The 24,177-nt window shown below is 67.5% G+C and carries 28 protein-coding genes and 3 pseudogenes; 19 read left to right on the top strand and 12 right to left on the bottom strand.

All coding sequences use genetic code 11. From position 1 onward, the window contains the following. A partial coding sequence (locus ACIA73_RS37135) for a histidine phosphatase family protein (RefSeq protein ID WP_399443385.1) occupies positions 1-359 on the bottom strand: 359 nt, incomplete at its 3' end. Between the two features lie 234 nt (positions 360-593). On the opposite strand from ACIA73_RS37135, the gene ACIA73_RS37130 reads away from it, so the two are divergent. The 4 genes from ACIA73_RS37130 (at position 594) to ACIA73_RS37115 (ending at position 2,485) form a co-directional block, all read left to right on the top strand. After that, positions 594-1,361: a GntR family transcriptional regulator gene (locus ACIA73_RS37130; RefSeq protein ID WP_399443384.1), complete on the top strand. Its 768-nt coding sequence runs from the start codon at positions 594-596 to the stop codon at positions 1,359-1,361. Positions 1,362-1,664: 303 nt separating this feature from the next. Beyond that, positions 1,665-2,150 carry a hypothetical protein gene (locus ACIA73_RS37125; RefSeq protein ID WP_399443383.1) on the top strand — a complete coding sequence of 162 codons (486 nt, stop codon included), beginning with the start codon at positions 1,665-1,667 and terminating at the stop codon, positions 2,148-2,150. Further along, positions 2,099-2,236, top strand: a complete 138-nt coding sequence (locus ACIA73_RS37120) for a hypothetical protein (RefSeq protein WP_399443382.1) — start codon at positions 2,099-2,101, stop codon at positions 2,234-2,236. The genes ACIA73_RS37125 and ACIA73_RS37120 overlap by 52 nt, the downstream gene beginning before the upstream one ends. A 6-nt stretch (positions 2,237-2,242) precedes the next feature. Further along, a complete protein-coding gene (locus ACIA73_RS37115) occupies positions 2,243-2,485 on the top strand; it encodes a hypothetical protein (RefSeq protein WP_399443381.1) in 243 nt (80 codons plus the stop codon). On the opposite strand, the pseudogene ACIA73_RS37110 reads toward ACIA73_RS37115, so the two are convergent. Further along, positions 2,451-2,679 (bottom strand): annotated as a pseudogene (locus ACIA73_RS37110) (transposase); the annotation flags it as partial. The gene ACIA73_RS37115 and the pseudogene ACIA73_RS37110 overlap by 35 nt on opposite strands. Before the next feature lie 164 nt (positions 2,680-2,843). On the opposite strand from ACIA73_RS37110, the gene ACIA73_RS37105 reads away from it, so the two are divergent. Beyond that, positions 2,844-3,386, top strand: a complete 543-nt coding sequence (locus ACIA73_RS37105; protein WP_399443380.1) for a DUF4265 domain-containing protein — start codon at positions 2,844-2,846, stop codon at positions 3,384-3,386. 93 nt (positions 3,387-3,479) lie between these two features. On the opposite strand, the pseudogene ACIA73_RS37100 reads toward ACIA73_RS37105, so the two are convergent. Continuing rightward, positions 3,480-3,966 (bottom strand): annotated as a pseudogene (locus ACIA73_RS37100) (transposase); the annotation flags it as partial. Between the two features lie 315 nt (positions 3,967-4,281). Here ACIA73_RS37100 and ACIA73_RS37095 point away from each other — a divergent pair. The 4 genes from ACIA73_RS37095 to ACIA73_RS37080 all read left to right on the top strand — a co-directional run bounded on the left by ACIA73_RS37095 (position 4,282) and on the right by ACIA73_RS37080 (position 6,763). Beyond that, positions 4,282-4,680, top strand: coding sequence for a hypothetical protein (locus ACIA73_RS37095; protein ID WP_399443379.1), 399 nt, complete (start codon positions 4,282-4,284; stop codon positions 4,678-4,680). Between the two features lie 138 nt (positions 4,681-4,818). Next, positions 4,819-5,163 (top strand): hypothetical protein, encoded by a 345-nt coding sequence (locus ACIA73_RS37090; protein WP_399443378.1) that lies wholly within the window; start codon positions 4,819-4,821, stop codon positions 5,161-5,163. Then, the gene (locus tag ACIA73_RS37085; protein WP_399443388.1) at positions 5,164-5,547 is read left to right on the top strand and encodes an SLATT domain-containing protein; all 384 of its coding nucleotides are present in this window, start codon (positions 5,164-5,166) and stop codon (positions 5,545-5,547) included. A 277-nt stretch (positions 5,548-5,824) separates the two neighbouring features. Then, complete coding sequence (locus ACIA73_RS37080; RefSeq protein ID WP_399443377.1) at positions 5,825-6,763, top strand: hypothetical protein; 939 nt, start codon at positions 5,825-5,827, stop codon at positions 6,761-6,763. A 238-nt stretch (positions 6,764-7,001) separates the two neighbouring features. Here ACIA73_RS37080 and ACIA73_RS37075 read toward each other — a convergent pair whose 3' ends face one another. Together ACIA73_RS37075 and ACIA73_RS37070 are read right to left on the bottom strand one after the other, a co-directional pair. Beyond that, the gene (locus ACIA73_RS37075) at positions 7,002-7,955 is read right to left on the bottom strand and encodes a recombinase family protein (protein ID WP_399443376.1); all 954 of its coding nucleotides are present in this window, start codon (positions 7,953-7,955) and stop codon (positions 7,002-7,004) included. A 12-nt stretch (positions 7,956-7,967) separates the two neighbouring features. Then, on the bottom strand, positions 7,968-8,447 hold the full coding sequence (locus ACIA73_RS37070) for a helix-turn-helix domain-containing protein (protein WP_399443375.1): 480 nt from the start codon (positions 8,445-8,447) through the stop codon (positions 7,968-7,970). 310 nt (positions 8,448-8,757) lie between these two features. Here ACIA73_RS37070 and ACIA73_RS37065 point away from each other — a divergent pair, with 310 nt between their 5' ends. After that, the gene (locus ACIA73_RS37065) at positions 8,758-9,864 is read left to right on the top strand and encodes a three-Cys-motif partner protein TcmP (protein ID WP_399443374.1); all 1,107 of its coding nucleotides are present in this window, start codon (positions 8,758-8,760) and stop codon (positions 9,862-9,864) included. Here the strand turns inward: ACIA73_RS37065 and ACIA73_RS37060 are convergent. The 3 genes from ACIA73_RS37060 to ACIA73_RS37050 all read right to left on the bottom strand — a co-directional run bounded on the left by ACIA73_RS37060 (position 9,848) and on the right by ACIA73_RS37050 (position 13,897). Then, a complete protein-coding gene (locus ACIA73_RS37060; protein WP_399443373.1) occupies positions 9,848-10,606 on the bottom strand; it encodes a DUF5131 family protein in 759 nt (252 codons plus the stop codon). The genes ACIA73_RS37065 and ACIA73_RS37060 overlap by 17 nt on opposite strands. A gap of 226 nt (positions 10,607-10,832) precedes the next feature. Next, positions 10,833-11,639: a DUF721 domain-containing protein gene (locus ACIA73_RS37055; protein WP_399443372.1), complete on the bottom strand. Its 807-nt coding sequence runs from the start codon at positions 11,637-11,639 to the stop codon at positions 10,833-10,835. Continuing rightward, a complete protein-coding gene (locus ACIA73_RS37050) occupies positions 11,636-13,897 on the bottom strand; it encodes a hypothetical protein (protein ID WP_399443371.1) in 2,262 nt (753 codons plus the stop codon). Before ACIA73_RS37050 ends, ACIA73_RS37055 begins: the two co-directional genes overlap by 4 nt. A 1,127-nt stretch (positions 13,898-15,024) precedes the next feature. Between ACIA73_RS37050 and ACIA73_RS37045 the strand changes: the two genes are divergently transcribed. The 3 genes from ACIA73_RS37045 (at position 15,025) to ACIA73_RS37035 (ending at position 17,194) form a co-directional block, all read left to right on the top strand. Further along, complete coding sequence (locus tag ACIA73_RS37045) at positions 15,025-15,606, top strand: hypothetical protein (protein ID WP_399443370.1); 582 nt, start codon at positions 15,025-15,027, stop codon at positions 15,604-15,606. Between the two features lie 84 nt (positions 15,607-15,690). Beyond that, entirely contained in the window at positions 15,691-16,344 is a 654-nt protein-coding gene (locus tag ACIA73_RS37040) for an HAD family hydrolase (protein WP_399443369.1), read from the top strand. 4 nt (positions 16,345-16,348) lie between these two features. After that, positions 16,349-17,194: a DUF1932 domain-containing protein gene (locus tag ACIA73_RS37035; protein ID WP_399443368.1), complete on the top strand. Its 846-nt coding sequence runs from the start codon at positions 16,349-16,351 to the stop codon at positions 17,192-17,194. Positions 17,195-17,201: 7 nt separating this feature from the next. Here ACIA73_RS37035 and ACIA73_RS37030 read toward each other — a convergent pair whose 3' ends face one another. The 4 genes from ACIA73_RS37030 to ACIA73_RS37015 all read right to left on the bottom strand — a co-directional run bounded on the left by ACIA73_RS37030 (position 17,202) and on the right by ACIA73_RS37015 (position 20,447). After that, positions 17,202-17,771, bottom strand: a complete 570-nt coding sequence (locus ACIA73_RS37030) for a guanylate kinase (RefSeq protein WP_399443367.1) — start codon at positions 17,769-17,771, stop codon at positions 17,202-17,204. Next, positions 17,768-18,811 (bottom strand): AAA family ATPase, encoded by a 1,044-nt coding sequence (locus tag ACIA73_RS37025; protein ID WP_399443366.1) that lies wholly within the window; start codon positions 18,809-18,811, stop codon positions 17,768-17,770. Before ACIA73_RS37025 ends, ACIA73_RS37030 begins: the two co-directional genes overlap by 4 nt. Before the next feature lie 179 nt (positions 18,812-18,990). Further along, entirely contained in the window at positions 18,991-19,701 is a 711-nt protein-coding gene (locus ACIA73_RS37020; RefSeq protein ID WP_399443365.1) for an AAA family ATPase, read from the bottom strand. Continuing rightward, a complete protein-coding gene (locus ACIA73_RS37015; protein ID WP_399443364.1) occupies positions 19,698-20,447 on the bottom strand; it encodes a GntR family transcriptional regulator in 750 nt (249 codons plus the stop codon). The genes ACIA73_RS37020 and ACIA73_RS37015 overlap by 4 nt, the downstream gene beginning before the upstream one ends. Before the next feature lie 359 nt (positions 20,448-20,806). Here ACIA73_RS37015 and ACIA73_RS37010 point away from each other — a divergent pair, with 359 nt between their 5' ends. The 6 genes and pseudogenes from ACIA73_RS37010 to ACIA73_RS36985 all read left to right on the top strand — a co-directional run. Then, positions 20,807-21,799 carry a hypothetical protein gene (locus ACIA73_RS37010; RefSeq protein ID WP_399443363.1) on the top strand — a complete coding sequence of 331 codons (993 nt, stop codon included), beginning with the start codon at positions 20,807-20,809 and terminating at the stop codon, positions 21,797-21,799. A gap of 133 nt (positions 21,800-21,932) precedes the next feature. Beyond that, on the top strand, positions 21,933-22,235 hold the full coding sequence (locus ACIA73_RS37005) for a hypothetical protein (protein ID WP_399443362.1): 303 nt from the start codon (positions 21,933-21,935) through the stop codon (positions 22,233-22,235). Between the two features lie 102 nt (positions 22,236-22,337). Continuing rightward, a complete protein-coding gene (locus ACIA73_RS37000; RefSeq protein WP_399443361.1) occupies positions 22,338-22,880 on the top strand; it encodes a hypothetical protein in 543 nt (180 codons plus the stop codon). A 166-nt stretch (positions 22,881-23,046) separates the two neighbouring features. Beyond that, complete coding sequence (locus ACIA73_RS36995) at positions 23,047-23,256, top strand: hypothetical protein (RefSeq protein WP_399443360.1); 210 nt, start codon at positions 23,047-23,049, stop codon at positions 23,254-23,256. Between the two features lie 233 nt (positions 23,257-23,489). After that, positions 23,490-23,786 (top strand): WhiB family transcriptional regulator, encoded by a 297-nt coding sequence (locus ACIA73_RS36990; RefSeq protein WP_399443359.1) that lies wholly within the window; start codon positions 23,490-23,492, stop codon positions 23,784-23,786. Between the two features lie 140 nt (positions 23,787-23,926). Continuing rightward, positions 23,927-24,058: pseudogene (locus ACIA73_RS36985) on the top strand (DUF5999 family protein); the annotation flags it as partial. Between the last annotated feature and the right edge of the window lie 119 nt (positions 24,059-24,177).

Below are 24,177 nucleotides of genomic sequence, written 5' to 3'. Positions count from 1 at the left end.
TCCGCGCACGCGGGCCAGGTCGCGAACAGCTGCCGCTTGGTCATGTACGTGGCGTCGCCGTAGTGCTGCTCGTTCAGCAAGGCGGTGACCTCAACCAGGCGGCCGGGCAGTACCGACTCCACGGTGTCCAGGGCCCGCCGGTACTGCGAGCAGTACACGTACGGGTCGCGGCCCGCGAGGTCCTTGAGCGCGGTGCGCAGCCACTGGCACTGGCGGTAGCCGCGCGGTGTCAGGCCGACGAGGTCTCGGGACAGAGCGTGTGCGGCGGGGCTGGTCCACGGACGCGGGTCCTGGTAGAAGCTGGTGTGTTTGGTGGCGTTCTCGATCGACTCGGCATGGCGTACGACGGTGAGAAGCATGCATCACCCCAGTTGAGGCTGGTGAGGATGAAGAAGGGCTCGTAGCGAGGTAGTCCCGCCGGCTTGATGCCGGAGCGCACCGGAACCAGGTGAACCTGTCCCGGTGGCGGGATGGACCACAGCGCCGACAGTGCATTAGAACTAGGACTATCTTCGGCATCGCCCAATAAGCCGTCAATAGAGCTAGGACTATCGGATGCGGTTGTCCGAATCTGCGCGAAACAGGAGGTACGGATGAGCAGCCCCGCCTACCAGCAGATGGCCGCCGAACTGCGCGCCGCCATCGAGGACGGCACCTACCCCGCAGGAAGCACCCTGCCGAAACTCACCGACCTCACCCAGCAGTACAACGTCGCCAAACAGACCGCCCGCGAGGCCATAGCCCAACTCGAGGCCGAGGGCCTGGTCGACGTCATCCGCCGCCGCGGAACCGTCGTCCGCACCCACCCCGCCCGCCGACGCCTCACCCGCGGCCGCCAGGTCCACCGCGACGAACGCGGCTACTACTTCGACGCCTCCGCCCAGCCCTGGACCGCCCTCGAACCACCCACCATCACCTGGGCACCCCCACCCCGCGACATCGCCACCCTCCTCAACCTCCCCGACAGCAAAGAGCAGGACGTGCTGGTACGAGACCGGCTTATGGGCGATGCCACCACCCAGACCCCACTCCAGCTCGCCACCAGCTACCTGCCCGCCTCCCTGGCCCGCGGCACCCAGCTCGCCCACCGCGACACCGGACCCGGAGGCATCTACGACCTCCTCGAACAGATGGGCCACACCCCTCTTTCCTGGGAAGAAGCCGTCAGCGCCCGCATGCCCACCCCCACCGAAGCCGACCGCCTCCACCTCCCCAAAGGCGTCCCGCTCCTGCGCATCACCCGCACCACCACCAGCCCCGACGGCACCATCCTCGAAATCAACGACACCCGCATGTCCGCCAACACTTTCGAAATCGGCTACAACCTCACCCGGCACCCCAGCGCCCAACACCCCCAATAGCCCCGGGCACAGCAGGGTCCCCTCCCCGAAGCCCACCGGATCAGACCCGAATAGTGGCCGCCCGGCCCACTTGGCCGTTGAGCGGAGCACAGGCTGTGCGGGAGCAGGAAGGCCGTTCCGCCCTGCCAGGCCGCTCGCTCGGCACCTCGTCCACGACGCAGGGCTCGGGGAGCGCCTGGTGGGCGAGCCCCTGCATCCCGACGGCCAGGCGGCGGACCCGGCGCGGCTGATCAACCACCTGACATGCCCTCAACTCCCGTGGCAGGGTGCGGTGATCGGCTCAGTAAACGGCAGGGGGCTCCCGTGGAATCACGGATGTGGAATGGGCTGGTCGGCGTCGTGAAGGAGACGTACACCGCCTCGCTGGGCGAAGGAGCGGTGCCGCGCCCGCTCATGATGCCGGTGGTACGCGGCGAACTGGTCGGACTCATCTGGGGCCGCCCGCTCCATGTCGGCCAGGACGCGCTCGCCGGGATCGCAGAGCTGTCGAACATCGCTGCGGCGGCCGGCGCGGACGAGGTCGTCCTCGCCTGGGAGACCCACGACGTCGCCACCGCCTGTGAACTGCCGATCGGCGGACCGGCGCCGTGCCTGAACATGGTGCTCGCCACCCCGAACGGGCACGTCCTGCACCAGTTCCCGTACCACGAGAAACTCCTTTCCCGCAGCCCCGAGGGCTGGGCGTCGGCCGCCCCGGACTGGAGGCCGGCCCCGCGCCGCAGCCCGGATGCGAACTGGTGCCACCGATCCAGGCCGCGCTGGACTTCTCCTTCACTCCCATCGAGCTGAACCATCCCGACCCGTTCGGCGTCACCGTCGTGCTGATGGAAGAGGACGGCTACCGCATCAGCCTGACCGAAGCGTTCGCGCGCTGATCCGCCATGACTAGAGACATCAATGACGACGCCGCCCGGCGGCTGCAAATCGCCTACGAGCAGGTCAGAAGAAACCTTGACGATGACTCCAGTAGCGATACAGCAAAAATCAACGGTAGCCCCCTGGAGCAGTTGATGAACTGGGGACAGCTGCAGCTTGATACCGCACGGCTGGAACGCAAGCTGGCGCAAGCACACTCAGCTTGTTCTTTATCTACCAGGATCTTCCTGGCTTGCCGATGGCCTTGAGGGTCTCGGGGCGTTTGACGGTCTTGCCGACGTCGTAGCGGGGTGCCCGGTGCTTGTTCTTGGCGCCGGGTGGCCGCCCTGGTCCGGCGCCTCGCGGTTTGGGAACACGGGTCGGGCAGGCGAGAGGCTGTCGCACAGCTTCTGATCTCACTCCGTCAAGGACGTGTCACTGTGTGCTTTTCAGGTTCGAAGGGGTGTTCCTGAATAGGGCTGGCCAGCGAACCAACAAGCCTGGTGTAGATCGCTGCCCCTCAGTACCGCGATCGTTGCCCGGACGCCTGTGCTGAAGCCGCGTGTGACTAGATCACTGCCTGCCCCGGATGAAGCGTTGTCAGTGGCTGTGGCCACACTGGCGGTCATGGACATCTCAGTGTCCGCCGCTGCCGAGAGGGCAGCGTGGGATCGGGGGGCGGCAGTGAGCATCAGCAACGAGCACGTGAAGGTGCACTTCCGGATGGAAGTGGACGAGGACGGCTGGCCGCCGGCGAGCGTGGAGAGTTTGTGGGCGGTGGACCTCGGTGATGGGACGGTCCGCCTTGACAACACTCCCTGGTTCGTACGTGGAGTTTCCAGCGATGACATCATCCGCGTGGACGTCGACGAGGAAGGCGCCCGCTGGGCCGGTGAGACGGTCCGGGCCTCGGAGAACTGCACGATCCGGTTGATCGTGCTGAAGGACGGCGGCTCGACCGCCGCCCGGCAGAAGGTGCTCAAGATCTTCCACGACCTCGGGACGACCGGTGAGGGGATCGAGCAGTTTCAGATGGTGGCGCTGGACGTCCCTCCGGACGCGAACCTCCCGCGTATCAAGAAGCTGTTGGAACACGGGGAAGCCCAAGGGTGGTGGCACTGGGAGGAAGGCTGCATCACGGCCGCTTGGAGTGCTGCAATCGCAGGCTGATTTCTGCGCCGCTCGTTCGTGGCAACAGCGCCCTTCCAGGACGTCCGGGGCCGGTAGTGGCTGATGAGCACACCTCCCCCTGTCCACATGATCCCAATAGCCGGACCGCGTCCAGAATCGCGGTCCATGATGTGGCGCCCGGCTCCAGTACGGCGACGAACGAGTAGGGCCAGCCTGGGATGAACTGTGAGGCTGTCTTCGCGCGGCCGTAGACGTGGCAGAACAGCCGATCGGCTGAGCACGGCGCGTCCGACCGCAACCACGGTGACACATTGACCGCCAGGACCAGGCGTCCGCCGTCGAAGCGAGGCAGCGACAGCCCGGCCAGCACCGTTCGCAGCCGATCGACGTTGATCCGGCCGTGGTTCAGGCCGCCATACATTGCTCCGTGCCCACGACGGTGCTCGGGCAGCAGCGTCAAGTCCACCGGGGACTTCACCGCCCCGTCCGCACACAACACCGCGTCCACCAACTCGAACAACTCGTCGCGCCGAGCGGTCAGGCACTCGTAGAACTCGCCCCGGAAGCGTGACGCTTCCGCGAACGCTTCCCTCCGGACAGCATCAGGCAGCAGACTCATACTCACGGCCTTCGTCGTGGTCACGTGCACCTTGGTCGGAGCACAGGATCAGACGAAGGCCGCCCCCACGTCCGGCGAATCCCCAGGTGAGCGACCCAGTGCGAGACGCCGTTCGAAGCCGGAATGTTCTGGTCTCAGCCGATGCGTGGCGGACCTGCCGGGGGCTGGCAGGATTTCCCGAGAGGCGCTGCGCCAGGTGAAGTAGGGTGCCGCCAACCAACCGGGGGCAGCATGACGCAGCAAGCATCGACAGGTCCGATGGCCCAGGGTAGCGATGCGAGACCGCCTCACCTGCGGCGACGGATGCTGTTCGTAGTGACGGTGTATGTCATCTGCTTCCTCTGGGGAACCGCCATGCACGTCGTGGACCTGGCAGGTGGTGGCCACAACAGCTATTCCTCTCCTGCACCGGCTCCCATCCGGTTCTACTTCGTCGCCCTGGTCGTGCTCGACCCCCTGGTGGTCGTTCTGCTGGTACGACTCCGACCGATTGCCGTGATCGTGGCTGGCGCGGTCATGGTCGTGGATGTGTCCGCCAACTATTACGTCAACTGGCCGCAGATTTCCCAGCACCCGGACTACCTGCTCCGGCCCCTCGGGTTGCTGCCGTTCACCCTGTTCGCGCTCTTCGTCACCGTGACCGCACCGCCCCTCTACCGGCACTTGGCCCGGTTTGCCGGAGCGCGAAAGCTGATAGGCGACAACATCGGTTGATGCGGTTCGTCCCATCTTCACTGCGAGCGACAACACTTCGTCTGGCAGCGAGCTCAACAAGTCTCGTGAGAAAAACGAACGTCCGTGGCGACGGGGCGCGGAAGATAAAGAACAAGTTCAGTAGTCCGAGTACAACGGGTGGCCGTACTGGTCGCCTGCCTCTCCTTGGCCGCAGGAATCGTCTGGACCGTGTGGAGCTGGCAGGCGACCTCGCGTGCGGTTCTGTTCGCCCCGGGCATTCTCTGCGCCCTGTTGAGCTGTCTTTGCGTGACGGGAGCCGTAGTTGACGCCCGGCGACGCAGAACAGAACCCATCGCCGATCTTGAGGACGATCTAGCGCTTCTCAAGCTGTCCGCACGCGGCATCAACGCGGCCCATCCACCGTCCCTGAAGCTGCAGCGCAGCGTGTACAGGGAGGATGTCGCACTGCTGGTGGAGCAGTACGAGGCCGACAGCCTCCGCTACCGGAGCATCCATAACTGACTGCAGACCCTCATCATGAGCGGCTCAGCCCTGACCACCACGATCGCGGCCCTGGACACAGGCAGGGAGCTGACATGGCAGAGCGTCACCCTGACCGCCATCAGCTTCGCCATCACGATCGCCGCGATGTTCACCGGCTACTACAAGTTCCGCGAGCGCAGCTACTTCCTCCAGCAGACCGCCGACGCCATCGAAGAGGAAGCCAACGCAGTCCGGCTCGGCATCGGCCACTACAGCGAATACGGGCCCGATCAGGAGGACGAGGCACTGAAGAAGTTCACTCAGCGCGTCGAAGAGCATCGCAACGAGCAGCGGCGCCGCCAGCAGCAGCTGGACCAGCCCGCCGACCAGGCCACACCGTCCAGCCAGCCGCCCGCCGCCTGACCTCCCGCGGCCTGGCCCTGACCCCGCTCTTCGCCAGTCAACGCGGTCGCGCCGAGTCATGACTCCCTCGGACGGGTGACGCCAGGCTTGCAGACCTCCGTCTGGCTCGCGACGTGCGCTACGGTGCGCACGGCTGGACGTGCACGCCCCCCGCCGCAGATCCCACGCCCACGTCGTCGGATCGGTGATCGGCCAAGGACCTTCGGGTCCCACGCCCCCGCGTCGTGTCTCGAATCGGCGGGCGAACGTGGGTAGCCCCGCTGGAATCGGACCTCTCGTGCCACGTCGTCAAAGCACCGCCGCCAAGCACGCCCGCGAAGCCCAACGCAGGACCGGCGGCAAATACACCACGCTCCTCCGCGAAGTCGCAACCCCTCAGACGCCGAAGACTTTCCCCTTCCGAAGCCTTCTGGCCGAATGTTCCACGCTGCCAGCGTTCGAGCTCGTACACGAAGGGGACTACCACCCCGATGACGAACCGTGGCCTGGTCCGCAGGTGTTCGAATCAACCCTCATCGGCGGCCCCGTTCCCTGCGGTACGGTCCTCGCGCTCGCCGGAGCCCTGTCTGGCCTGGAGATGCGGGGCAACCTGCAGATGGAGTTGTACACGCACCTCAGCAGCGCGACCGTGGTGTGCGAGGGCCGCCGCTTCGAACTGATTCTGAACCAGGATCTCCTCTACGAGCTCTGCCGGTCACCGATGTGCAGCCGCCATCCGATCAACGATGTCTTCCTCCCGTTTTGCACCAGCCATCTTCCAGAGCAGGACCCAGAGGAACTCACCGACATGGCCCGGGACTGGGGACTCACACGGCGCGAAGTCCACACAGGACAGGCCGAAGCCACACACGCAGCACTTGAAGGCGACCTTCTGATCAAGGCGGCCGTCGCCCAAGGCGCCGCAACAGAAGTGATGGCCGCGATCATCGACTACTGCTTCATTGACCCCGACCTGCTCGATGAGTGCTTTCCACAGGAAGAAGCCCTGGCGGTCCGCCATGCAATCGAACGCGAACAACTACGCCTGACCACGGTGGCAATCCAGGAAGCCACACGTATTCGAAATTCTGTCGACAACTCCTGCGAAGCCTGCAGCAAACACCTCTGGGACAGTCCGGCCATGCGGCCCGTACCACCCCAGTTCTGCTCAGCGTCCTGCGCCCCGCCCAGAACGCCGCGAAGGCAACGGCTGTCGGTATGGGCTGCGAAGCAGTAGTTCCAAACCACAGCCTTCGTCTGAAACACCGACAACGAGCGGCGGTGCCACCAGCCGTAGCTAGACCGCCTACGGCCGCTGCCCGACGTCGAGGTTGTACGCGTGCCTCACTGCGCCATGTCCACGAAACCGGCCTCGGGGAACATCGGTACAGCGGTTATCGGCGAGAACGATCATGGGGTCGAGCTGCGGATCTCCGCGTTCGGGTGGGGCTGGGTCTGGAGGCGCTGGCGGAGGTCTATCTCTTCGGGGGTGAGCGGGTCCTCGGGCTGGCGGATGCGGACGGGCTTGGGCCGCAGTGGTAGGCCGTCGTTCGCCGCGGCTTCCTCGGTTCGGCGAGTGCCCGGTAGAGCGAGGCGAGCGAGGGGTTCTTGCCCGCGTTCTTCCCCGTCTTGATGACTAGCTTCTTCGCGATCTCCGGGACGGGGACGCCCTTGTTCTTCAGCGCGACGGCGAAGGTGAGCATGTCGTCGTCGATGACCTTCGGGCGTCCGCCGTGGTTGCCCTTGGCGGCTGCGGTGGCCTGGCCTTCGAGGGTTTTCTCCCGGATGTAGTTGCGTTCGATCTGGCCGGCGACGGCGAGGACGGCGAAAAACATGGCACCCATGCCGTTGGGGTCGTAGATCCCGGTGAGCGGGCCGGTGAAAAGTTCGAGCTGGATGCCGCCGGCCTGGAGCTCGGCGGACAGCGTCATCAGCTCGGCCGCGTTGCGCGCGAGCCGCTTGAGCTCGTGGACGGTGAAGATGACGGGCGTCTCCGGGGCGGCCTCCTTGAACTGGTAGGCCAGCGCGAGCGCCTTCTCCAGCTCGGGCCGCACCTTCACGCGGGTGCTGATCTGCTCCTTGAAGACCTTGTGGCACTCCGCACGGTGGAGGGCTTCGAGCTGGCTCGCCAGTTCCTGGCGGGCGGTCGAGGTCCTCGCGTACCCGATCCGGATCGGCCGCTCGGTGCGGGGCGCGGGCACGACGGCGAGCGCGGGGCCCTGCTTCCACGCGCGGCCGGGGAGCCGGTCGGCGGGGACGGGGATCTCCAGTTCCTCGCGGAGCGCGGGGACGAGGACGAAGCGCGGGGTGTGGTACTTCGCGGCGGTCTTCCCGCCCCGAGTGCGGCAGGCGCTACCGGCGGGCGCGTCACAGTTCGGGCAGTCGTGACGTTCTACCGCCAATGCGGCCTGATCGGGCGCGAGATCCATGGCGGCAGCCTCTCAGAACCCCGTCGCACAACGTGCAGGTTTTGAGTGGGCTTTTGCGAGCGGCGGCCTGCGGAGACGGGTCGGCTCCCGGGTCTCTCGCAGAACTCTCACAGATGGTGCGGCGTCCTCGAACGCGGTGTAGTAAGCGCGGTTGTTCACACCCTCCCACCAGGGGTACGGGGTGGGGCGTTCCTCGCCCTCGTGGAGCGGGCCGATGAAGGGCTGGCCGCGGGAGGCACGCCACAGGGCCTGGGTCTGGTTGCGGTTGGGCATCGCGACCTTGGGAGCCTTCTTCGTCGCCTCGGCCTTCGTGAGGCCCTGATTCATGAGGTGGTTACGGCCGGCCTTCCAGCGTTCGTAGGCGGCGACCTTCATGCCGAGGGCGGTGTTGAAGCCGCAGCGCGACGCGGTCGCGTAACGGTGAAGGATGTCCACCTGGGCCTCGGTGGGATCCAGCGCATACCGGAACGCCCTCAGGACCTCCTGCTCCACCAGCCACTCCCTTCTCCAAGTCGGCCTGCAGATAACAGTGTTGAGAACGCTAGAGGCTGCCACTGACAATTGTCCTGACCTGCAAAGACCCGCACTCGGGGTGTGGGTCAGGCGCTCTGACGTACTGCCGGGGACACGCCAACGCCCCCTGTGCTCTCGGCCGGCGCAGCCGGGGCTTTCCGCCGGCCGCTGCGGGGCCGCGGGGCTCGGCGCGTAGGTCCTCTGGCGCTTGCGCGGTGAGGGCACTCACAATCTCGGTGACGAACAGTCAGTGCTCTGGGGTGGGGATGCCGACAGATGGGGGCGCACGATGAGCAGTCCGTTATGGCAGTTGGAGCCGGCGACGGCGGCCAAGCACTTGCTCTACCAGCACTACTTCGACGCGTGGTGGCCGATACTGCTCCAGCCGAACGGCAGGAACGGGCGGAGCTGGCCCAAGGTCACGCTGCTGGACGCCTTCGCGGGCCCGGGACGGTACGAGGGCGGGGAGGACGGCTCGCCGGTGTTCGCCCTGCGGCGGCTGCTGGAGCACACCGCGGTCTCCCGGATGGGGCTTTCTCCGGGGCGGGTCCAGTTGGTGTTCATCGAGCGCCAGCGCAACCGCTACGAGCACCTTCTCGCTGAACTCACCCGCCAGTTCGGGCCGCTTGACCAGCTTCCCGTACGGGTGGTGGTCCGTCATGGCGAGGCGGGCCCGGACAGTGAGCGGATCCTGACCGAGGTCGGAGCGTGGGGGAATCCCATCCTGGGGGTCTTCGACAGCTGGGGCAGTGTGAACGTGCCGCTGGAGTTGATGCACCGGATCGCAGGGAACCCAGCCAGCGAAGTGATCACCACGTTCGGGCCGAATTGGTTCAGCCGCCGTGAGGACCTCAACGCCGACCTCCTTGACGTCGTTTTCGGCGGCCGTGGCCACTGGGAGTCGGCCGCCCGCGAGGAGCGGAGCGAGGAGAAGTGGCGGGCCTGGCTGGCCTCCTACCGCGAGGCCCTGCAGCGGGCAGGGTTCGGCTACCGCCTGCAGTTCCAGGTGGTCCCTCGCACGGGGAAGCCTCTGTACCTCGTCTTCGGCACCGGCCACAAGAAGGGTGTGGAGGTGATGAAAGCAGCGATGTGGAAGGTGGACCGCAGTTCCGGGCTCAGTTTCAAGGACCCGCGGTGCCGAGGCGGCGTACCGATGGGCCAGCAATCCTTCTTCGAGAGCGACGCCATCGATCCCGAGTTGCTCGCCCTGGTCGAGCAACGTTTGAAGAACGGCGGGACCACGTTGGAGCAGCTCGGGCAGTGGCTGCTGCTGGAGACTTCCCAGTGGCGGGCCAGTGACGCCGCCAAGGCGCTCAAGGAGCTGAAGGACAACGGCCGGATTGTGCTCCCGCCCGGCCGTCTGAACCGGAGCAGCCCGGTCAGCCTGCGGCAGTAGCCGGCCGGGTCAGTGGCATCTGGTCCCAGGTGCGGCCTTGCAGGGTGCGGCCGTGCGTCTTCGGCGTGCGGCCGCCCCACTGCTTGAAGAAGAAGGCGACATCATCCTGCTGGCAGGTGTCGCGGATCGTGGTCAGCCACTCTTCCCGCACCGGGCGGTACCGGGCCCCTGACTCGCCTCCGGCGATCACCCAGTGGATACCGTTCAGGTTGAGGCCGTCGAGCGGCCCCAGTAGCGGTTCGCAGGACAAGAACCGCACAGCGGACGGTACTTGCCGCAGGTCGTCCACGCGGGGCAGTTCCTTCGCGGTCTCCACCGACACCCCCATCCACAGGTTCGGCGGCCACTCCAGGCGGTCGGCGGACAGCCGCAGCCTGCGGGCCCGCTTCGTCAGGACCTGGTAGGTGTGCTGGGGGGTGTCTGCCATCACGGCGAAGACCTGCCGCACGTAGTCGAGCGGCACCCGGGCGTGGAAGAGGTCGCTCATGGAGTTCACGAACACCGTCCGCGGGCTTTTCCACCCGTACGGCACCCGCAGTGCGTCCGGGTGCACCGTCAGATCGAAGCCCGGCCCGGAAGTACGCGGGTCGCCGTCGTTCTGGTACTTGGCGGACCCCATCGCCTTCAGGCGTTTCGCCAACGTGAGGGCGTAGCAGTTGTCACAGCCTAAGGAGACGCGGTCGCAGCCGGTGGTCGGGTTCCACGTCGCCTCGGTCCATTCGATCGTGCTGCGGTCACTCACTGGTTTCCTCCTGCTGTCGTACCTGTGCCCGTGCCGCCGGGGGCGGTCGCGGGGTGCTGCCCAACGATGCCGTTGCCGTTGGGGCGCTGGGGGCTGTATGCCGGTATCGGTGCGTATCCGAGCGGTTCTGACGCATCCATTATTCGAACTCCTGTTTGAAATCTAGTAGTGGAAGCCGCCTCGGTCGACCCGCGTACCAGCACATCAATGGCACGGGACACCCCGGTCACGACGCCGCCTGCCGGGGCTGCATCTGCGGTGTCTGGACAGCAACGTTCGTCCGTTCCGCCCGTGCACGGCGCACTGCCATCGCGTGGGTGGCCTCGGCTTCGCGTCGCCGCCGGCCGCGGGCAGTGCCGATCGACGGTGTTGGCTCGGGGAACGCCCTGGTACTGAGCGCGCGCATCGCAGCCGTCTGCCGTTTCACCGCCTGCGCGATTGCCGGGTCCTCCCTCGACGGCGGCGCAGCGGCGCGGTGCGCTTCGATGGCCTGTCGGTAGCCCTCCGGAGAGGCATGCCGCCAGGGAACAGCGGGCGGGGCCGCCGACGGCCGCGGGGCGGCGGCCGGTACGGCGGGCCCGATCCTCCCGGGGTCGGGCGGTAAAACGTGCAGGGCGCGGACGTGCGCGCCCCGGACCTTCGCGTTGACGGCCACGATCAGCTTCGGCGCACTCCAGCGCAGCTTCGTACCGTACGCGGGAGCCTCGGGGACGAGGCCCAGGTGGCCGGTATCGACGTCGAACGACACGGCCTGGACATGTCCGGCGAGCTCGGGTGCGGTCGTGGCGAGGATGCTCTCGAACTGGTCCAGGAGGGTGCCGCCGGCGGCCGGGGCGACCATGCCGCGCTCGGTCATCATCATCCCGAGCGCGGTACCGAGTCCGAGCGGATCGCGGCCGACGTGGCGTACGAGCGGGCCCGTACGCCGCTTCGGTGGCTTCTTCGGGGAGGCACCGTTCCTCCGCGCCGCTTCCCGGGCGGCGGTGAACGCCTGGCGCGCAAGGTCGACGCCGGACACCTCGCCGCCGCTCACGCCTGCCCCCAGGTGGAGTATCCGAGGTTCAGGTGCTCGAGCCCGGATCGGTGCTCCGCCTGGTCGACCAACTGGTTGCTGAACAGGCGTCGGGCCGACGGCTCGCCGTAGCGGTCGATGTGGTCGATGACCACCTGGTGGTCCTTCATCCCCCGCACCCGCCACTGGCGGATCTCGTCGGGGGTCAGGTCCTCGAGGACGAGCTCCTGGCCGTCGTCGACATCGACGCTCTCCAGGTCCGGGGCAGGGACGGCGACAGCCGGGTGCGGCGCGGGCAACACGACCGAAGTCACGGGCACGGCCGGAGCGTCGATGACCGGCTGCACGACGGCTGCTTCGGCGCGGGCCGCCTTCGCTGCGGCCTGCCGGACGCGAACCTGCTCCCACCGGTACGCCTGCGCCCACGCCCTGGCCGTCACCGTTTCGTGCAGCTGCCGGTCGGTGGCTGCCCGCCGCTCGGTCTCGGACGCTCCGGGCATCGCGGCGTCGACGGCGGCCGCGACGGTCTTGCGGGTGGCACGGCTGTCGACCTGCCGGTCTTCGCAGCGCGGGCAGTCGCGGCCGGAGTCGAGCAATTCGCCCTCGTCGCACCGGGGCTCCGCGCACAGCTGGATCTGCGGCAGGCCCCGGCCGATCAGCCAGCCCACCGGATCGGTGATCGGCCCCAGCCGCATCTGGTGTTCCAGACGCCGGGCAAGCCGGTCGGCGAGGATTTGCGGCGCGTCGGCGGGACCGGTGACCCCGGCCACCCGCCTCAGCTCGGTACGGACCTTGGCCTCCACCAGGCGCCGGACGGGAGGACGCTCCAGGCGAGCCCAGACCAGCCGGACCGGTGCCAGGACGGCCCGCAGATCCAGCGACGGAAGAGCCACCCTCCCCCGCTGCTGCCGGCCCTGACCGCGGTCATCGACGGCCCGCACGCTGCCTCCGGCCACCGGCCCGCAGTTGCCCTTCCCTGCTTCAGCGACTGGGGACTTCTGCGGCTTTTCCCCGCGCAGCGGGCCACCCTCGCCGTCGACCAGCGTCAGCCTGGCAGCGGCATCGCCGTCCACGGCCTGGTCCTCGCGCACGCACACGCGTTCCGGCAGACCACCGGTCCCACCACGGCCTTCGCCGGAAAAGCCACAAGAGAGCTGCGGAGGAACTACGGCAGTAACCCCAGAAGCGTGGACTGCGTGGAGCTCTGCACCATCGGGACGCTCCTGATCCGCCCCACCCTCGGTTCCCTCAGCACCACCGATTCCAGTCGTACCAAGGGCACCAGCCGTACCGGCCGGAGCATGATCTCCGCCTGCACCATCGGGACGCGCCGAAAACATGCTCTCAGGGCTCTGAACAGCCTCCACAGAGGCCAGAGTGCGGCCGTACGCGCGGGCTACCGGCAGCACCATGACCCGGGCCCGGCCGTTCATCCGCGTCGACGTCGTCCTGCGCTGCCGCACCACGACACCCGCCTCCGTCAGCCGCGCCAGGACCTTCCGGGCACCCGCGGGCGAGCAGCCCAGCAGCCGGGCCAGCGTCGCCGCCCCGCGACCCTCTCGCTTCTTCACCGAGCCGCCGACCAGCTGCAGCCAGCCCGACGCCCTCGTGTTCAGCACCATCAGCAGCAGAGCGAGCCGGTCGGTCGCAGCCCCCTTGCCCCTGCGGCCGGCCAGCAGGCCCGGGGGCGTCGCATCCTTGTCCTCAGGCGTCCAGCCGTGCCCGAACAGCGCCTCGATGAGGCGCAACAGCGTCGCCAGCTCCGCCTTCGACAGCGCCAGGGGGTGCCTGGCCCCGCCGTGCGTGCGGGCCTGCCACAAAGGCATCACCAGGCACCTCAGCCCCGTCGGATAGCCCTGCGCGTCTCGGACCTCCTCGGTGTGCAGCCCGTCAGACGCACGCAACGGGGCCAGCCCACGGCGGTGCACCGTGGACTCCCCCACACCCATCCACCGGCCTAGCTCCGCAACCCAGATCGACGTCACGTTGTCGTTCCTATCGCCCTTGGGCGCCCGCGACTTCGCGTACAAGACCACCGCTGCGAGCCTCGCGACATCCGACTGCCCGACGATCGACGGGTCAGCTAGCAACGCCTGGACAGCGTCGCGCAGCCGCAGCCGCATCTTCCGACCGAGGCGCAGGGGGTCCTCCGGGCAGTCGTTGCCCGGCTTTTCAGTAGGCGCCACCGGCCGCAGCGCAGTGCGCTGCCCGGGAAGTACGAGGGGCTCGTCGACAAGGTCGTCGAAGTAGCGGTCCGGCGCGACGGCCGATGCTGCCATGACACTCATCGGCACACCGCCCCGACCGGAACAGCGGGCGCCGTGAAGGCCGCGCATTTCAACGTCGTCCGTGTCCTGGGGCTGGTGTAGGCGCCAAGGCAGACACCCCTTGGAACAGCCGGAACTCGCGATTCGGTATCCACCCGCTGACCCTGCAACGGGCGGCCTGTGGACAAAGGACGATCAGCCCCGATTACCCCCGATGCTCCCGCACGGTGAGTAGAAATCTTGAAACGCGTCCCGTCCCACGGGATGGGGACCTCGAGGGGAGCACCGAACACGGACCGCGGATGCAGTCTGATGACCCCACTGGTCGAGCTGCGGGCGTGAGGCCCTGCACGGCGAGCTGAAGGCGTGCACGAGTTCGTGTCGGCGGACAGGGCGGTGCAAAGGGGGGAAGTGTTCTGTGCATTCAGGAACATCACAGGACGCAGATATGGGCATACCTGGATGAAACAGGCATGCGTGGGCTGGCAATAGCTCAGCAGGTAATGCAAAATGGCACACGCCTTCCTCACTCGCGAGGGCAGGTACAGCAAAACCCCCTGGTGGGTGATGCAGGTTCGGGGAGAACCAAGAAGTTGGACCGTTCGCAGCCGGATGGCACCGGGGCGGACAACCCCTCCGCGGAGGCCCTGGCAGGCCGAAGCGGAGACACGTAGGGCGCTGGACTGTGGTGACGGCAAATCACCGGAGAGCCGGGCCCTGGGCGGCTAGAAGTCCCGCAGAGCGGGCCCCGCCGAATGTGACTACCTCATCTCAACCCCCTCGGGGGAGAGGTGCGCCCGCGCTCCGTCGAAGCGCGGAAACCCCAAAAGGCACCCAGCCGGAGCGACGAACGTATCGTCGCTGCTACAGCGGGTGCCTGAAGATCGAACAGTGAAGGTACGGGTACCCTTCAGCATGTCGAGACCCCCTATAGGTCGTCGGCCACGATCCCCGGAGCACCACCTCGCGGGGATCAAGCATGTCTGCGTATGGATCTTATCCGCTGACACACTACTCCCACCACGGTGCGTAACGACACTCCCAGAACAACCGTGTCGCCGCTCCCCCAAAGCACCCTGACCGAGCGTCAGCAGCGCCGTGACCGGCCGCAGTACAGCACCAGCAGGGAGCACGGCATCATGAGCAGCATGAACGCGACCGGCGCCCCAGCAACACCCGACAGCTACGCCCCGCCCGCGCGCCGGCGCGGCTACGTCCAGGCCATGCGGAAGATCGCCGCAAACCGCAGCCCCGGCGACCCGGTACGCATCTACCTCAGCGCACCCCCGGTCTATCGCGACCGCCCCAACTGGCAGCACCGTGTCGACACCATCCGCCAGGCCCTGCCCGACGGAATCGAACTCCTCGACTTCCACGCCGTCTTCGCTGACCGCGCCGACTACACCGCCCGCTGGGCGGAGTTCGCCGCGTCTCTCGACGGCCTCGTCGTCACCGGTACCCGCGCGAAGCCCGGCAAGATGCGGATGCACGTGCTCGGGAGTGCCGCCCGGCAGGAGCTCATCACTGTCGTCGCCGCGGGCAAGCCCGTCCTGCTCCACAACATGGAGCTCGGACTCATTCCGGTCCTCGACTGCAGGCCAAAGCGACTGGGCCCGCCTGACGACGCGCAGCTGCGACTCCTCATCCCCCACGGTTGGACAGGCGTGCCGCCCACCCTCGATGCCGCCCTCGACGCCCTCCGGCCGACCGGCACCCCCTGACCCCAGATCGCTGGACGAACACCGAACCGGTTCTGCCCGGGGCAGCCCGCAAGGCGGGCACACAAGGCCACTAAGGTCACAGACATGCCCACGCCCTTGGCCCTCTTCGATCTTGACGGCACCCTGGTCGACCGTCAGATGGCGTACGGCGACGCCATTGCCGCCCTGTGCCGAGCACACGGCTTCGACGAGGCCACCGAGCGATGGCTCCGCCTCGAACTGGCTGACCGAGCCAACCTCGCCAATTTTGCTGAGCTGTGCGCCGTATTCCAGTTGGCGGTACCCGCCCAACAGTTGTGGCAGGAGTACACCGGCTTCGTTGCAGCCGCCGTAACCTGCCGACCCGAAGCGGTGCAAGGTCTCGCCCAACTGCGCACGGCCGGATGGACGATCGGCATCATCACCAACGGCGCCAGCGACATCCAGCGCCGCAAGATCACAGAATCCGGTCTCGCCGACCTGGTCGACGGCATCGCCGTCTCCGGCGACCTGGAGATCCGCAAACCAGACGAGCGGCTCTTCGAACTGGCCGCCGCCCGCTGCGGACACGACCTCGCCGAAGGCGGCTGGATCATCGGAGATAACCCCATCACCGACATCGATGGCGGCCGACGAGCCGGCCTCCGCACGATCTGGCTGCGCGGCCGCCCCTGGCCCACAGGCCTCGCCACCGCCGACCACACGGTCGACACCGCCGCCGAAGCGATCCCCATCCTGCTCAACGAAACCTCGGAGTAACGCCGTGGACGACCAGCCCACCGTCGCGATCCTGCACCCCGGCAGCATGGGCGCTGCCGTCGCAGCCTGCACTCGTGCGAACGCACGCGAGGTGCTGTGGTGCCCGGCCGGACGCAGCCCGGCGAGCACCGCCCGCGCCGAGGAACACGGCCTCGTACCAGTGAACTCGATCGCCGAAGTCGTGGACCGTGCCGACATCGTCATCAGCCTCTGCCCACCCGCTGCTGCCGAAGACGTCGCCGCAGAGGTCGCGTCGTACGGATTCGGCGGCTGGTACCTGGACGCCAACGCGATCGCACCCGAGCGCATGCAGTACATCGCTGACCTGCTAACCCCCAGCGTCAAGGCTGTCATCGACGGAAGCGTCGTCGGCTCCCCACCTGTCAACGGAAAGACCCCGCGGCTGTTCCTGTCCGGCCCGGCCGCCGCAGTCGCCCGCATCGAGAACCTCTTCGCCGACACCGACGTACGCACACAAGCCCTGGGCACCGGCATCGGTGCCGCGTCCGCGCTGAAACTGTCGTACACGACGTACCAGAAGACCTCACGCGTGCTCGCCGCACTCGCACTCGGAATGGCCCGCGAGCACGGTGTCGACCAAGAACTCACCGACATCGCCTCACACCGCACCCGCTCGTACCTGGCCGAACCCGAGTACGTCGCCAAAACCGCAGCACGCGCATGGCGCTGGGGCCCCGAACTCGAAGAAGCCGCCGACACTCTTGAGGCTGCCGGGCTCCCGTCGGAGATGCTGCGCGCGGCCGCGACCACGCTGGCCCGGTGGGACGACTCCAAGGACGACAGCGAGATGGCGCTCGCCGACGCCTTGGACCGACTCGCCCAGCCGTAGCCCTCGTTCATGCCGTCGCCGCTCCCGCCCGCTGCGCCAGCACCTTGTCGATCAGCCGCGCCGCATCCCGCGGAGACACATCCGTAGTGTCCACGCTCAGGTCCCAGGTCACGCCCGGATGCGCGGCCAGGTCCTCACGCGTCGCCTCCCACGCCACCAAACGCGCCTCCGTGTCGCCGTCGCCGCGCCCCGCAGACCGCTCCGCGGTCACTTCGCGGGGGCACCACAGCAACACCACGGTCCAGTCGGCCGGGTAGCCCTCGACCAGCGCACGAATGCCGTCTATCTGCCCGAGGTGCACAACGGGCACCCCTGCCGTAAATGCGGCATCGACGCCAGGTCGGTCGATCGCGTACGTGTTGCCGTACCGCGTGTTCGCGTAGACGACATCACCCGCGACCTCCAGCTCGTGCAGCTGCTCTGCGGTACCCATCCGGTAGCCGGCGCTCTTGCCCGAGCCGACCTTGAGCCGAGCGAACTGTGAGTACGCCGGGTTCAGGTCCGTGAGAGCAGCGGTGACGGTGTCCTTACCCGATGCCGGCGGGCCGTACAGGATGACACCCTGCGTCCCGTTCACGCGTACACCGCCCTGATCGCCTGCCGGGCCTGGTCAGCGAGGGAGATCGCCCCGCCCATCCGGTTGTCTACGAGAAGGTGGGGCACAGCTGGGCGCTTGTCGATGTCGATGGTGGCCAGGTACTCCTCCCACCGTTCGAGCTTCCAGGCATCGCGCGCGGCACCGCGGTGGGAGATGTACTCGTGCATCGACTCCACATCGCACTGCACCCAGATCGGCGCCACATCCACGCCGTACGCGGCAGCCCGGTTCACCAACCGCTGCATCCACTGCTCATCCGTGAGTTCCGCGATGAACGGAGCTGTCACGACGGTGCTGATCTTGCAGGCGATGTTCGAGTGCACAGCCTGCATCAGGGCCGCGTACTCCGCAGGCCGCACCTGGTTCCGGTAGATCTCCGTATGGCGGTCCTGCGGCTGAGACCCCAGAGCAGTAAGCAACGGCTCCACCAGCGGCCTTGTCAGCGGATCCTTGTCCACGAGCGGCCAGCCAGTGAGCTGCGTCAAGAATCGTGCGAATTCCGTTTTGCCGGAACCGGCATAGCCCCCGACCAACACCACGCACGGCTTATGCGGATCACCACCGGTGTGACGGCGTTTCCACGCCTCCATCACCCGCTGCTGCCACCCGTAGCTGTCAAAACCCTGCCCATCAGAGATCCGGGTGAGCGCACGCTCGACAGCCAGCACGTGCGAGCCGTTTCGCTGGTCGGACAGCGGTGTCACGTCGAAGCGCGTATCCTCCCCCGGCAACGCGGGGCGGAAGCCGAGCGCGGGTTCCGTAGCCCGGTACAACAAGCAGTACGCCCGCCGGTACGGCGGCCCCGGGTAGCTTTCCCCCTGCTCATGCATGCTCAGCGTCTGGGGATTGCCAGCCGGGATCTCCTTGAGTCCCGCCTCCTCAGCCACTCGCCGCAGCCGCTCCCCCGCCTCCTCCTGCGAGAGACCGTGCCGCGTCCGATGCTCGCGGAGACGATCCGGTATCCATCCAGCGCGCTGCTCGTGTTGCTTCCCCACCCCGTGGGCCTCCGTCTTCGCCATGATCGGAGCCTAGAGCCAGACCCCGAAATCCCGTGTGTAGCTGCCTGTTGAGTCCTCGTTGAGCTGTGCGTGGATGAAGCTGATGAGCCGGTCGTGATGTACCAACAGCCGTGTCTGGAGGTGTGATTGGTTCCACAACCGCGGGGTCGGAGCGAGCCTCGTGAGCTTTCAGGAGGTACTCAATGTCGGCTACCACCGGGTCGAGGCCAGGCTTCGTCCACTGCGGCCAATACGGCGGCCGTGTCACCGCTGAAGATGATGTGCGGCTCGTCGGCAGTTGGGGGGTCGAAGCGGCCTTCGAAGCGTCGAAGATCCTCCTCCGAGAACTCGATGCTGTTCGCATCCACAAGGGCGTTGGCGTTCCTTTCTTGGATCCTTTCCCAGCGCACCTTCAGTGGTACAGGCAGGTAGATCAGCACGGGAGAGCCGGCGACTTCCATCGCGGAAGCTGCCCATTGCCCGCGTTCCTCCGGAGTCCAGAATCCGTGGTCCACCACGACATCGCGCCCTTCCGACAAGTGCTCCTGGAGCTCCAGGGCGATGTCCTTAAGGACCGGTGCCTCCCTGACCCGGAATTGCCCGCGAGGGTAATCGCGTCCGTAGTGGCCGTACCGGCGCCACATCTCTTCGTCCGGGCAGAGGCGCACCATCCCGGCCTGCTCGAAGGCGCGCGCCAGCGTCGTCTTTCCGGCACCAGGCATTCCCGCCATGAGGATGGCACGGGGCGCTGGTCCTGGTCTGCCGGAAAGGGCTGCAGAGATGCGGCTGATCTCGCACCGTCCTTCCAAGGTCAGAGTGTCGGCCCGCTCGGCCCGGAGGAGTTCCGTCAGACGGCACTCCAGGGAGCGAACAAGTTCGTCGTCCAGGTATATGACATCGCGGGCGTTCATCGCCGGGCCTCCGATGTTGTCCGACGTGTTCGGCCTGGGGCACCTAGATCGATGCCGAGCTCCAGGAGTTGGCCGTCGGCGTCCAGGAATCTCACGGTCAGCACCAGGATCGCCGCCACGGTACCGGCCTCCAGCTCCAGGAGCTCCAGATCCTGCGGAGTGGCGATTCGTGCGCCTTCTTCCAAAACCCGCCGGGCGACTTGCTGTCCAGTAGCTCGGGCAATCAAGTCGAGCGACAGCCCGCCTTTGAGACGTTCACTCTGCGCCAATTCCGGCAGGACCTGCGCGAACTCGGCGGGAATCCAGGACGTCGAGTGGGAGATGAGCCCATGCGCATCCCGATAGACACGGCTTCGACGGATTACGTCATCGCCAGCCTCGATGCCGAGCGCGTGGGCAACTTCCTCAGGCGCGGCCACTATGCCGGCGGTGTGTCCGCTGGACTGTTCGCCCTCGCCCCACGAGGAGTGGGTCGTGCTGCTGCGGTCATGTCGCTCGGCTCCCGAGGCCATGGGAACGGGCGCGCCGATGACTTCGGTCCCAATGCCGTGAATCCCCTTGACGAGTTCCTCCTCGCGGAGCTTGCGCAGGGCTTTCTCGACGGTGGCGGTGCTGACCTCCCACTCCGCAGACAGAGTCTTGATGCTCGGCATCATCGTTCCGGTGGCCAGTGCACCCGACATGATCAGGTCGCGGTAGTGATCCGCGATCCGTACGTACGGCGGCCTGTTGTCGGTCCGGCCCACGCCGACACCTCCTTCTCTTTCGTGTTCCGAATCTTAGGTTCCCTACCGTACCGCTTGACACCCTAGGGAACCGTAGGGAACCCTAGGGGTGTGCCTGAGTGACCGAACGGTTACCCGGCACCGCAGCACCGCTTGACCAGCTCCACTGCAGGAAGCACTTCCCCTGAGGAGGGGGAGGGCCAGGGTCGATGCTCTTCCAAATCCCCTGGGCCGGTCACCAGGCCGGATGCTCCCTCCGCACGTCGCAGCGCTGATGCGCTGTCCGAGCAGTCAGGACAACGTCCCGTCGGACGCCTGGTGTTTGGAGAGCTCACCCGCGACGCAGCCACCCTTCCTCTCTCCTCTTGAAGGAGCCCTGCATGTCGATCACCGCGATGCCCGTACAGGACAAGGACCTTAAAGAGCGCAAGCGCCGCCGTAAGCCCCGCACGAAGCAGGTCAGCGACCTGCCGGCGATCGTTGCCTCGGAACTCAAGGCCAACGAGATCAACCTGACGCCGGGCAAAGAGCACACCGTGTGCCCCAACTGCGGCTGCTGGACGCCGATCACCGGCATCCTCGGCACGCCGAAGCTGACTCCGCACCACACCACCCCGTACCACCACCAGCAGTCCACCCCGCGCCGCTGTATCGGCAGCAACCGGCGCATTGACCTCGACATCGACGCCCGCTTCTGGCGCACGCAGCTTGCCGAGACCAATCCGACCGTCGCCGCCCGCCGGGCGACGAAGGTGCTGCCCAAGCCGAAGACCGGCACGCTGCCGGCGGCTACGCAGCTCAAGCCCGTCGCGCTCAGCGCGAGTGCGGCACACCAGATCCTGCTTGGCCACATCGACAGGTGCATGTCCTGCACGAAGCGCACCCCCAGCGCGGCAGCGCGGATGTGCCGCGACGGCGCGCGACTGGAGGAGCTGTTCCAGCGCCTGCGCCGGCAGGAGCCCACCCGCCGGGCGCGGCGTGAGGTGCTGGAGCGCGAGCGTCGGCGGTTCGACCGCCAGTACATGACGGCGGCAGTTCGCAGAGAGCACTGGGAGTCGGTGCTGCCGCGGGCTGAGGCCGCCGATGCGCAGCGCGTACCGGAGTTCGTAGGCGAGCAGCCGGCGGAAGCGTGTGAGGCGCCGATGGATCCGGAGCTGGTCACGGTCCCGGACGGGCGCAAGGACGACATCAAGCGCCTGTTCCCCGATCGGCCGTCGCTGGTCAGGCCGACGCCGAAATGCGTGCGGTGCGGGGCGACTAAGCCGACCCTCGCCAGCGCGGCCGCAGCCGGGTGGCGCCGCATCCGGCACCAGATGCACTGCGGACCCTGCGCCATTGAGTTCCCCGCCTGGACGACCCCCTTCTCCTCCTGACCTTCACCCCGCTTGTTGCACCACCGCGGCCCCGGCCGACCCGTCACAGACCGGGCCGACCGGGGCCGCGGGCTGTCCGCACCACCACTCCCTCCCACCACCGTGCACGGCCCCATCCCAGAGAGGCATCACGATGACCATCTCCGCACTGAACCCCCTGCGCCCCGTACGAGCGGCGCTTGACGAGCAGATCGGCCCGCGCCGACCGGGTGCGATCTATCAGACGTCGCTGGGGCAGTACGAGGTCCTGGTCCTCATTACCGACCCTGCCGAGGCGGCGCAGTTGCTGCGCCGGGACGCCGCCCAGTGGGCGCTCATCGTCCGCGACGTCCTGCGGCCGGACGGTCAGCCGTATGCGATCGGTGATGTGTGGACGATGTCGGACTACCTGGTCCGCTCTGCCCCGGCCACTGCCGCATACGCGCCTGTGGCGTAGGAGCGCCCACGGTCGTGTCCGCACTTTCTCGTGCTTGTGCGGGCACGGCCGTGGCTGCTTGTACGGCAGTCGAGTTGATCAGCATCCTGAAGGGACAGTCGCATGAGGCTGCCGTTTGTACGGCGCACGACCGCTGACGCGTTACGGGACAGGCTTGCCAGCGCTGAGCGGGTGGCGGTCGCCCAGGCCGTGAGCATCGAGGCGAAGGACAGCGAGGTGCAGCGTCTGATCGGCGAACTCGCTGAGGCGCATCTCGCGCGGAAGGCGGCGCTGGCCGCGTACGAGAACGCCAACTACCGTGCGCGCCGCGACCGGGACCAGATCGCTGAGTTGCAAGACCGACTCCGGACGGTTCAGGAGCAGCCGGACGCGGGCGAGACCGGCACGGATGAGCATGGGACGGTGGAGAGGGACTTCGCCTTCACCATCCTCAACCTTGCGTTTCCGCAGTGCGCCGACGTCATCGCGCAGAACGGCGGTGTCCTCCCTGATAGCTACTACGAGGCTCTGGCGATCTACGTGAACGGTGCTTCGCGGTACGGCCTCACCAATGCAGAGGTCGAGGAGCTCCGAGTCCGGCATGGCCTTCCCGCCTCGATCTTCCAGCGGGCGAAGGACTTTGCGTCTCGTGCAGGCGCTTCCTGACTTGGGTGTTGCACGAACGACCACGGCCCCGGCCGCCCCGCTTCAAGAGGGGGCGGCCGGGGCCGTGGCTGCTCGTACAGCAGTCGACTCCCCAATTGGGGAGTGATCGTGACAGCCCTTGGGATTGCAGCCCTCGGACTGTCCAGGACCTGACTCGGAGGACCTGATGCCCAGCATGACACGCACCATCGCCCCGTCGAACGGCCTCTTCAAGGACATGGAGGACGACGACAACCGGCGGGGCCCGGAGCGGGACGAGACCGACGCCTTCCATCAGCTGGTGTGCCGCCTGGTGGCCGACGGCGACGCCCGCGCCGCGAAGGCCGGCCGCCGCGCCCGCCGCACCCTCGCGCAGATGCGGAGGGCGGCCCGATGACCGACGAAAAGAAGGCTGAGCTCTCGCGGAAGAACGCGGAGCAGAACAAGCGGTCGGAGAACAACCGCCGCTGAATCCCCCGGCATTGCCCGTCGTCTCCGCGCCTGCACGGGCGGGGGCGGCGGAGAGCGTCGGGAGCTCACCACGCTCCGGCCACTGGCCGCCACACACGCAAACAGCCCTCGGGGGTGCGACCCCGGGGGCTGTCGTAACGGACCTTCTGGGAGGCCCTGATGCGCAATTCCATCGTACGCACCCCCTACAACGGCGCCGCCACCACGGACGTCATCGAGCGTCCCCGCCCGGCGTGCGAGAACGAGGACCCCGAGCTCTTCTTCCCGATCGGCGAGACCGGTCCGGCGCTCATGTGGGAGGACGAGGCCAAGACGGTCTGCCGTCGCTGCCCGCTGATGGAGTCCTGCCTCGACGGCGCCCTGGAGAGGAACGAGCAGTACGGCGTGTTCGGCGGGCTGTCCGCGAGGGAGCGCCGCTCCTTCAAGCGTCGCCTGGCCCGCAGGAGCGCCGCCTGACGGGAGCAGTGAGCAAGTTCGGGCCCGCCCCGCAGTACCCCCCCGCACCACGGCTGCCCGCACGGCGGACAGCCGCCCTTTCAGCATGTCTCCAGCCCGGGACAATCCCGGGATCGCCTCCCTCCCCGTAGGAGAGCCCCATGGAAAGCAGCCATCAGCTCGACACCGCGACGACCTCCACCAGCACTTCCCGGATGCCGGACTCGCTGTGCAGGCACAGGCCGACGTGCCCGTCCGCTGAGAGCTCGGACCGGGAGGCGGCGCAGGTCGTGGCCGCTCATCCGGAGCAGGGCTGGAACCTGCTCTGCAACGCCGTACTGGTGTTTGAGGTTATGTCGATCTCTGGCACGGATGGTGTTGGTGACCAGGCACCTTGCGAGATGGACATGTC

Origin of the sequence: Streptomyces sp. NPDC051561, assembly GCF_044454195.1 — a bacterium.
Lineage (GTDB): Bacteria > Actinomycetota > Actinomycetes > Streptomycetales > Streptomycetaceae > Streptomyces.
Note: the sequence above shows the minus strand (reverse complement) of the source record. Positions and strands in the feature narration are given on the sequence as shown.

What these genes read in the sequence shown, in the direction of transcription:
- ACIA73_RS37130 (WP_399443384.1), top strand. Translation starts at nt 594, where the DNA reads ATGAGCAGCCCCGCCTACCAGCAGATGGCCGCCGAACTGCGCGCCGCC.
- ACIA73_RS37115 (WP_399443381.1), top strand. Translation starts at nt 2,243, where the DNA reads ATGACTAGAGACATCAATGACGACGCCGCCCGGCGGCTGCAAATCGCC.
- ACIA73_RS37105 (WP_399443380.1), top strand. Translation starts at nt 2,844, where the DNA reads ATGGACATCTCAGTGTCCGCCGCTGCCGAGAGGGCAGCGTGGGATCGG.
- ACIA73_RS37075 (WP_399443376.1), bottom strand. Translation starts at nt 7,955, where the DNA reads ATGGATCTCGCGCCCGATCAGGCCGCATTGGCGGTAGAACGTCACGAC.
- ACIA73_RS37065 (WP_399443374.1), top strand. Translation starts at nt 8,758, where the DNA reads ATGAGCAGTCCGTTATGGCAGTTGGAGCCGGCGACGGCGGCCAAGCAC.
- ACIA73_RS37050 (WP_399443371.1), bottom strand. Translation starts at nt 13,897, where the DNA reads ATGGCAGCATCGGCCGTCGCGCCGGACCGCTACTTCGACGACCTTGTC.
- ACIA73_RS37045 (WP_399443370.1), top strand. Translation starts at nt 15,025, where the DNA reads ATGAGCAGCATGAACGCGACCGGCGCCCCAGCAACACCCGACAGCTAC.
- ACIA73_RS37040 (WP_399443369.1), top strand. Translation starts at nt 15,691, where the DNA reads ATGCCCACGCCCTTGGCCCTCTTCGATCTTGACGGCACCCTGGTCGAC.
- ACIA73_RS37025 (WP_399443366.1), bottom strand. Translation starts at nt 18,811, where the DNA reads ATGGCGAAGACGGAGGCCCACGGGGTGGGGAAGCAACACGAGCAGCGC.
- ACIA73_RS37020 (WP_399443365.1), bottom strand. Translation starts at nt 19,701, where the DNA reads ATGAACGCCCGCGATGTCATATACCTGGACGACGAACTTGTTCGCTCC.
- ACIA73_RS37010 (WP_399443363.1), top strand. Translation starts at nt 20,807, where the DNA reads ATGTCGATCACCGCGATGCCCGTACAGGACAAGGACCTTAAAGAGCGC.
- ACIA73_RS37005 (WP_399443362.1), top strand. Translation starts at nt 21,933, where the DNA reads ATGACCATCTCCGCACTGAACCCCCTGCGCCCCGTACGAGCGGCGCTT.
- ACIA73_RS37000 (WP_399443361.1), top strand. Translation starts at nt 22,338, where the DNA reads ATGAGGCTGCCGTTTGTACGGCGCACGACCGCTGACGCGTTACGGGAC.
- ACIA73_RS36995 (WP_399443360.1), top strand. Translation starts at nt 23,047, where the DNA reads ATGCCCAGCATGACACGCACCATCGCCCCGTCGAACGGCCTCTTCAAG.
- ACIA73_RS36990 (WP_399443359.1), top strand. Translation starts at nt 23,490, where the DNA reads ATGCGCAATTCCATCGTACGCACCCCCTACAACGGCGCCGCCACCACG.